We start from the raw sequence: 7,409 nt of genomic DNA, 5'->3' as shown, positions 1-7,409 counted from the left end.
GTCGTCGGCGTCGAGCGCGAAGCCGGCGATCAGATCGTCGAGCAGCGCGCGCGGCATCTCGGTTTCGGCAATGACGAAGCGCAGCCCGTCGAAACCCGGATCGCCGACCCAGTCGCCGGCCAGCACCGCATCGGTACGCGCGCGGATCGCCGCCAGCCGGGCCGGGGCGTCGACGATCGTGCCGGCATCATGCCCCAGCGCCTGCCCGTCGATCAGGTCGTCGCAGGTGCGGCACCAGGCATAGAGCAGCCACGCCTGCTCGCGGCTGGTGCGGTCGAGCAGGCGGCTGGCCGCGGCGAAGCTGCGCGATCCGGCGGCGATGATCTCTCCGGCGGTGGCGACCAGCGCGGCGCGCGACGGGCGGTCCGCGCCGTGGGCCGCCGTGCCGCTCACAGGTCGCTGGCGCCGATCTGGCCGACCGTCGTCGTCGGGCGGAAGTCGGCCATCCGCGCCAGCAACCCGTCGAGCGTGTCGTCGACGATCAGCAGCCCGCGGTGCTGCGCGCGCAGGAACCCGACATCGCCCATCGTTTCCACAAAGGTGATCAGCCCGTCGTAATAGCCGGCGACGTTGAGCAGCCCGACCGGATTGGCGTGGTAGCCGATCTGCGCCCAGCTCATCGCTTCCCACAATTCGTCCATCGTCCCGGTGCCGCCGGGCAGGGTGACGAAGCCGTCGGACAGGTCGGTGAACGCCTGTTTGCGTTCGTGCATCGTGCCGACGATGTGGAGTTCGGTCAGCCCGCGATGCGCGACCTCGGCGTCGACCAGCGCCTGCGGGATCACGCCGATCACCTCGCCCCCCGCCGCCAGCGCGCCATCCGCTACCGCGCCCATCAGCCCGAGCCGCCCGCCGCCATAGACGACGCCGATGCCGCGTTCGGCGAGCGTGCGGCCGACGGTGCGCGCCGATTCGACGTAGACGGGATCGGCCGGCGTCGCCGAGCCACAGTAGATTGCAAGGCGCTTCACGTCGTCGGTTCCTCCAGCATCAGCCCCGCCGTCGCCTTGGCACTGGCCACGACGCCGGGGATGCCGGCGCCGGGATGGGTGCCCGCGCCGACGAAATAGAGATTGGCGATCGCATCGTCGCGGTTGTGCGCGCGGAACCAGGCGCTTTGGGTCAGCGTCGGCTCAAGGCTGAACGCGCTGCCGAGATGCGCGCCAAGATCGTCGCGGAAATCGGCGGGGCCGTAGCTGAACTTGGTGACGATGCGATCGTGGATGTCCGGGATCAGCCGCCGCCCGACTTCATCGAGGATGCGTTTTTCCACGATCGGGCCGATCTGCGCCCAGTCGGCGGGAAACTTGCCCAGGTGCGGCACTGGCGCCAGCGCGTAGAAGGTCGAATGCCCCGGCGGCGCCATGCCCGGATCGGTGATGGTCGGGTGATGGAGGTAGAGCGCGAAATCCTCGCTGAGCAGCCCGTGATCATAGATGTCGGCGAGCAGCCCCTTATAGCGCGGGCCGAACAGGATCATGTGGTGCGGGATGCCGGGCCATGTCCCCTTGATCCCGAAATGGACGAGGAACAGCGAGGGCGAGAACCGCTTGCGCTCCAGCTTCGCGGTGGCGCGCTGGGCGCTGCGCGATCCGGCGAGCAATTGCTTGTAGGTGTGGACGAGGTCGGCGTTGCTGACCACCGCGTCGGCGGCGATCGTCTCCCCCCCCGCCAGCGTGACGCCGGTGGCGCGGTCGCCGAGCGTGTCGATCGTCGCGACCGGCGCGTTGAGCCGGAGCGTCCCGCCCAGCCGCTCGAACAGCCGCACCATGCCGGCGACGAGCTGGTTCGTGCCGCCCATCGCGTACCACACGCCACCGTCGCGCTCGAGCTTGTGGATCAGCGCGTAGATCGCGCTGGTCGTCATCGGATTGCCGCCGACCAGCAGCGTGTGGAAGCTGAGCGCCTGGCGCAGCTTCTCGTTCTTCACGAAGCGCGACACCGTCGCATAGACCGACCGCCACGCCTGATGCTGCATCAGCGCGGGTGCCGCCTTTACCATCGCGCCGAAATCGAGGAACGGCTGCGCGCCGAGCCGGACGTAGCCTTCCTGATAGACCGCCGCCGAATATTCGAGGAAGCGGGCATAGCCGGCGATGTCGGCGGGTTCGAGCCGGGCGATCTCCGCGCGGAGCACCGCATCGTCGTTGGTATAGTCGAAATTGGTGCCGTCGGGCCAATTGAGCCGGTAGAAGGGATCGACCGGCACCAGTGTGACGTCGTCGGCGATGTCGCGGCCCGACAGCGACCACAATTCCTTCAGCGCATCGGGCGCGGTGATGACGGTGGGGCCGGCGTCGAAGGTGAAGCCGTCGCGTTCCCACACATAGGCGCGGCCGCCGGGCTTGTCGCGCGCCTCGACCAGCGTCGTCGCCACGCCCGCCGATTGCAGCCGGATCGCCAGCGCCAGCCCGCCGAATCCGGCGCCGATGATCACCGCGCTGTCCATTACGTCACCCCCCGGATCGCCGCGATCGCGCGCAGGACCGGCACCGGTGGCTTGCCGGTCAGCATCCGCGCCTTGTCCCGCAAGCTCGACTCGCCGGCATAGAAGCGTCCGATCAGCCCCGCGTCCAGCCCATAGAAGCGCGCGAGCACCCGCCAGCGTTCGCCGGGGTCGGCGGCGCGGAACAGCATCGCGGCGAGCAGCCGGTAGAATTTGCGCGCCCGCCACAGCCCATGGGCATGATCGTGGAGCAGGTCATGCAGCGCCGAGCCGCGCAGATCGCCCGCCTGCGCCACCAGCACCGCCGCGCGCACCGCGTCGGGCAGCGAATAGCTGGTCAGCGGGTGGAACAGTCCGGCGCGGACCCCGCCCTTTGCCACGCGATTGCCGCCCGACCGCCAATAGCCGTCGAAATCGCCGCCCATCACCACCGGCAGCGATCCGGTCTCCTCGCGTCCGACGCCGGCGACCGACCAGCCGCGCGCCTGGGCATAGCCGTCGATCCGCGCGGCCAGCGCGCGGCGATCGACCGGGCGCTTGTCCGAATAATAGGTGTCCTCGACGAACAGCCGGGTCGGCGAGAACGGCAGCGTGTAGACGAAGCGATAGCCGTCGGCCTGTTCGACGGTGGCGTCCATCACGGTCGGCTCGGCCACGTCGTGCGGCCGGTCGAGCAGCAGCTCGCGGCCGAGGAATTTCTGCCAGCCCAACGTCAGCTTGCCGAGGTCGCCGGGGCCGCGGCAATCGATCACGCCGCCCGCCTCGATCCGTTCGCCGTGGTCGAGCACCACGGTGGTCGGGCTGGCCGCCAGCGCCTTGCGTCCGGTCATCACCGCGTCGGCGGGCAGCGCCGCGCGCACCGTGGTGTCGAGCCGTTCCGATTCGATGGTGTGATAGCGCGTCGACAGGCGGCGCGCGACGTCGGGAAAGGCGACGTCATAGGCGTCCCACTGGTGGCAGATCAGCGGCGCGACCAGCCAGCGATCGTCGGGCGCGACGTCGCTGGCGAAGAACGACCACAGATGGTTGCCGCCGAGGCGCGGGCCGGATTCGACCAGCCGGATGCGCGCGCCGGGACGCCGATCGGCCAGCGCCAGCGCGAACAGGCACCCCGAGAGCCCGCCGCCCACGATCGCGATGTCGCAGGAGATGACAGCCGCCATCACTCGCGCCTAGCGGATCGCGCGGCGGCGGAAAAGGTGCGCCGGCGAGCGAGGCGGGCAGGATCGGCCGGCAACGTGAAAAATGCGCGACCCGGCACCGCGCTTTGGTGCATGGCGGAGGCGATGACGACGCTGCCGATCGAAGCCGTGCTGCCCGAATTGCTCGCCGCCCTGCGCGCGGGCGGCAACGCGGTGCTGGTCGCGCCGCCGGGGGCGGGCAAGACCACCGCGGTCGCCCCCGCGCTGCTCGATCAGCCATGGTGCGCGGGCGAGGTGCTGCTGCTCAGCCCGCGCCGGCTGGCGGCGCGCGCGGCGGCGGAGCGGATGGCGGTGCTGGCCGGCGAGCCGGTCGGGCGGACGTTCGGCTATGCCACGCGGATGGACAGCCGGCGTTCGGCGGCGACGCGGGTGACGGTGGTGACCGAGGGTATCTTCGTCAACCGCATCCAGGGCGACCCCGAACTGGCCGGGGTTTCCGCCGTGCTGTTCGACGAGGTGCATGAACGCAGCCTCGACAGCGATTTCGGGTTGGCGCTGGCGATCGACGCGCAGGCGGCGCTGCGGCCCGACCTGCGGCTGGTGGCGATGTCGGCGACCCTCGACGGCGGGCGATTCGCCGCGTTGCTGGCGAGCGAATCGGGCAAACTCGCCCCGGTGATCGAGAGCGAGGGGCGCAGTTACCCGCTGACGCTGCGCCACATCGGCCGCGCGACGGAGGGCCGGATCGAGGACGCGGTGGCGGCGGCGGTGCGCACCGCGCTGCGTGAGGAGACGGGCGGCGTGCTCGCCTTCCTGCCCGGCGTGGCGGAGATCGAACGCACCGTCGAACGGCTGGGCGACATCCCCGGCGCGGCGCTGCACCGGCTGCACGGCAGCCTCGATCCCGCCGCCCAGCGCGCGGCGATCGCGCCGTCGGACACGCGCAAGATCGTGCTGGCGACGGCGATCGCCGAGACATCGCTGACGCTCGACGGCATCCGCGTGGTGGTCGATTCGGGGCTGGCGCGGCGGCCGCGCTACGATCGCGCGGCGGGGATGACGCGGCTGGTGACCGAACGCGCCAGCCAGGCCGCCGTCACCCAGCGCGCCGGCCGCGCCGCGCGGCAGGGGCCGGGGGTGGCCTATCGATTGTGGGAGGAGGCGGCGACCGCCGGGCTGCCGCGATTCGACCCGCCCGAGATACTGGAGGCCGATCTGTCGGCGCTGACGCTCGATTGCGCGCTGTGGGGTGTCGCCGATCCGCGCACGCTGCGCTGGATCGATCCGCCGCCCGCCGCCGCGATCGAAGAGGCGCGCGCCCGGCTGGCGGTGCTGGAGGCGATCGACGGCGACGGCCGCCCGACCGCGCACGGCCGCGCCATCGCCGCGCTGCCGCTGCCGCCAAGACTTGGCCATATGCTGGTGCGCGGCGGGGAGATCGGGCTGGCGCGCACCGCCGCGCAGGTCGCGGTGCTGCTCGGGGAGCGCGGAGTCGGCGGTCCCGACGCCGATCTGGAGACGCGCATCCGCCGCTGGCGTGGCGAGCGCGGCCAGCGCGCTGAGGCGGCGCGGCGGCTGGCGGAGCGGTGGGCGAAGCTGGTTCCCGGCATCGGGGCACCGCTGAAGAACGGCGGCGCCGACGATGTCGCCACCTGCGTCGCGCTGGCGTTTCCCGATCGGGTGGCGCGGCGGCGCGATGCGTCGGGGGAAAGCTGGGCGTCGGTCGGCGGGCGCGGCTTTCGGCTCGATCCGGCGTCGTCGCTGGCGCGGCACGAATGGCTGGCGGTGGCGGAGACCGCCGGGATGGCGGCGGGCGCGCGCATCCTGTCCGCCGCGCCGATCGATCGCGCGACGATCGAGGCGCTGTTCGGCGATCGTATCGAGACGCGGCGCAGCGTGACGTTCGATCGCGCGACCGGCGCGGTCGCCGCGCTGCGCGAGACGCGGCTGGGTGCGCTGCGTCTCGCGTCGGGGCCGGACGCGGCGGCGAGCGCGGATGAGATCGCGGCGGCGCTGCTGGAGGGGGTGCGCACCGGCGGGCTGGCGCTGCTGCCCTGGCCGGACAGCGCGCGGGCGTTGCGGGCGCGCGCGGCCTTTGCCGGTGTCGCGCTCGACGATGCGACGCTGCTGGCGCGGATCCACGAATGGTTGCCGCCGCTGCTGGCGGGCAAGCGGCGGCTGGAGGCGGTCGAGGGATTGACCGGGGCGCTGGAGGGGGTGGCCGGCTGGGACGCGATGCAGACGATCCACCGCCTCGCCCCGGCGCGGTTCGAGAGCCCGGCGGGATCGAGCCATGCGATCGACTATGACGCGGAGGGCGGGCCGAAGGTCGAATTGCGCGTGCAGGCGCTGTTCGGGCTGGGCACGCACCCGGTGATCGGGGCGAATCGCGTGCCGCTGGTGCTCAGCCTGACCTCGCCCGCCGGGCGGCCGATCCAGACGACGCGCGACCTGCCGGGGTTCTGGGCGGGAAGCTGGGCGGCGGTGGCGAAGGAGATGCGCGGGCGTTATCCGCGCCATCCGTGGCCCGGCGATCCCGCCGCCGCCGCCGCGACATTGCGTACAAAAAATGCGGATGCACGCCGCGCCGGTTCGCGATAAGAGAGCCGCCATGTCGCAAGCCGCCCGTATCTATCAGCGCCCGAAGAACGCCATGCAATCGGGCCGTTACCGCACCGATCGCTGGGTGTTCGAATATGAGCCCGCAGAGGCGCAGCGCCCCGATCCGCTGACCGGCTGGGCCGGATCGAGCGACACGCGCAACCAGTTGCGGCTCAATTTCCCGACGCTGGAGGCGGCGACCGACTATGCCCGGCGCGAGGGGATCGCCTATCACGTCGTCCCCGCGCCCGAGCGCACGCTGAAGCTGCAGGCCTACGCCGACAATTTCCGCTAGGGTTTGAGCGGCCCTCCCACCCACCGTCCTTCCCGCGAAGGCGGGAATGGGGGGCTGGCCGTTGGGCAGGAATTGCGCGCTTTCCGCGAACTGATCGCCGGCTGCGCGGGGGTGACGCGTGGTGGGGTGGGGCTCACCCCAATATCGCGCTCGCCAGCAGCAGCAGGATCTTGACGTCGATCGCCATGCCCTCCGCCCGCCGCGCGGCGACATAGGCGGGGATTTCGGCCAGCGGCACGCGGTGGACGGTGATGCCCTCATCCGCCGTGCCGCCGCCGTCGCCGATCCGGGTCAGCCCGGTCGCGCGCACCAGCGTGAAACTCTCGGAGACCATGCCCGGCGACGAGCAATAGTCGCCAAGCGATGTGATCGCGGCGGCGCGATAGCCGGTCTCCTCCGCAAGCTCGCGCGCGGCGGCGACTTCGACGCTCTCGCCCGCCTGTTCGTCGCCGACCAGGCCGGCGGGGAGTTCGAGGCAGCGGCGGCCAAGCGGTACGCGATACTGATCGACCAGGATCACCCGGCCGTCGTCGTCGATCGCCAGGATCACCGCCGCGCGGACCCCGCCGACGCGACTGACATATTCCCAGCGCCCGCGCGTCTGCGCGGTGAGGAAACGGCCCTGCCAGACCTTCCGTTCGGGCGCGTCGGCGTCGGGGATCACAGCTCGATCAGCCGGTCGGGCAGTTCGTTGACGTCGTCGGCGCCGCGCGGGAAATGCTCCGCCAGGACGATGCCGATCTGCGCGACCGCGTCGGCCATGCCGTCCCCCGGCCGGCCGTCCTTCACCGCCGCGACCAGCGCCGCCATCGCCGCGCCCCAGACGTCCTGCGACACCTTCGTGTGGATCGATTCGTCGGCGATCAGCTCGGCGCGATGCTCATCGAGCGACAGGTAGAGCAGCACCCCGGTCGCGGCGACGGTG

General features: G+C 71.8%; 8 protein-coding genes. 2 read left to right on the top strand and 6 right to left on the bottom strand.

Translation table 11 applies throughout. From position 1 onward, the window contains the following. From VNR91_RS02325 to crtY, 4 genes are all read right to left on the bottom strand, one after another. Positions 1-393 (bottom strand): squalene/phytoene synthase family protein (locus VNR91_RS02325; RefSeq protein WP_325489181.1); only part of this gene is annotated, 393 nt, incomplete at its 3' end. Further along, positions 390-971, bottom strand: a complete 582-nt coding sequence (locus tag VNR91_RS02320; protein ID WP_325489180.1) for a TIGR00730 family Rossman fold protein — start codon at positions 969-971, stop codon at positions 390-392. The genes VNR91_RS02320 and VNR91_RS02325, both read right to left, overlap by 4 nt. Continuing rightward, positions 968-2,449 (bottom strand): phytoene desaturase, encoded by a 1,482-nt coding sequence (locus tag VNR91_RS02315; RefSeq protein WP_325489179.1) that lies wholly within the window; start codon positions 2,447-2,449, stop codon positions 968-970. Before VNR91_RS02315 ends, VNR91_RS02320 begins: the two co-directional genes overlap by 4 nt. Continuing rightward, positions 2,449-3,609, bottom strand: coding sequence for a lycopene beta-cyclase CrtY (gene crtY, locus VNR91_RS02310; RefSeq protein WP_325489178.1), 1,161 nt, complete (start codon positions 3,607-3,609; stop codon positions 2,449-2,451). The genes VNR91_RS02315 and crtY overlap by 1 nt, the downstream gene beginning before the upstream one ends. 123 nt (positions 3,610-3,732) lie before the next feature. Between crtY and hrpB the strand changes: the two genes are divergently transcribed. Both hrpB and VNR91_RS02300 read left to right on the top strand, forming a co-directional pair. Further along, positions 3,733-6,189 (top strand): ATP-dependent helicase HrpB, encoded by a 2,457-nt coding sequence (hrpB, locus tag VNR91_RS02305; protein WP_325489182.1) that lies wholly within the window; start codon positions 3,733-3,735, stop codon positions 6,187-6,189. A gap of 10 nt (positions 6,190-6,199) precedes the next feature. Continuing rightward, positions 6,200-6,484, top strand: a complete 285-nt coding sequence (locus tag VNR91_RS02300; RefSeq protein ID WP_325489177.1) for an ETC complex I subunit — start codon at positions 6,200-6,202, stop codon at positions 6,482-6,484. A gap of 133 nt (positions 6,485-6,617) precedes the next feature. On the opposite strand, the gene VNR91_RS02295 is transcribed toward VNR91_RS02300, so the two are convergent. Together VNR91_RS02295 and VNR91_RS02290 are read right to left on the bottom strand one after the other, a co-directional pair. Continuing rightward, positions 6,618-7,148 carry an NUDIX hydrolase gene (locus VNR91_RS02295; protein ID WP_325489176.1) on the bottom strand — a complete coding sequence of 177 codons (531 nt, stop codon included), beginning with the start codon at positions 7,146-7,148 and terminating at the stop codon, positions 6,618-6,620. Next, positions 7,145-7,409, bottom strand: a 265-nt coding sequence (locus tag VNR91_RS02290) for a TPM domain-containing protein (protein ID WP_414712365.1), incomplete at its 5' end; no start/stop codon positions are given. The genes VNR91_RS02295 and VNR91_RS02290, both read right to left, overlap by 4 nt.

The sequence above is a fragment of the Sphingomonas sp. genome (assembly GCF_035555815.1).
Lineage (GTDB): Bacteria > Pseudomonadota > Alphaproteobacteria > Sphingomonadales > Sphingomonadaceae > Sphingomonas.
This window is presented reverse-complemented; position numbering and strand designations above follow the sequence as displayed.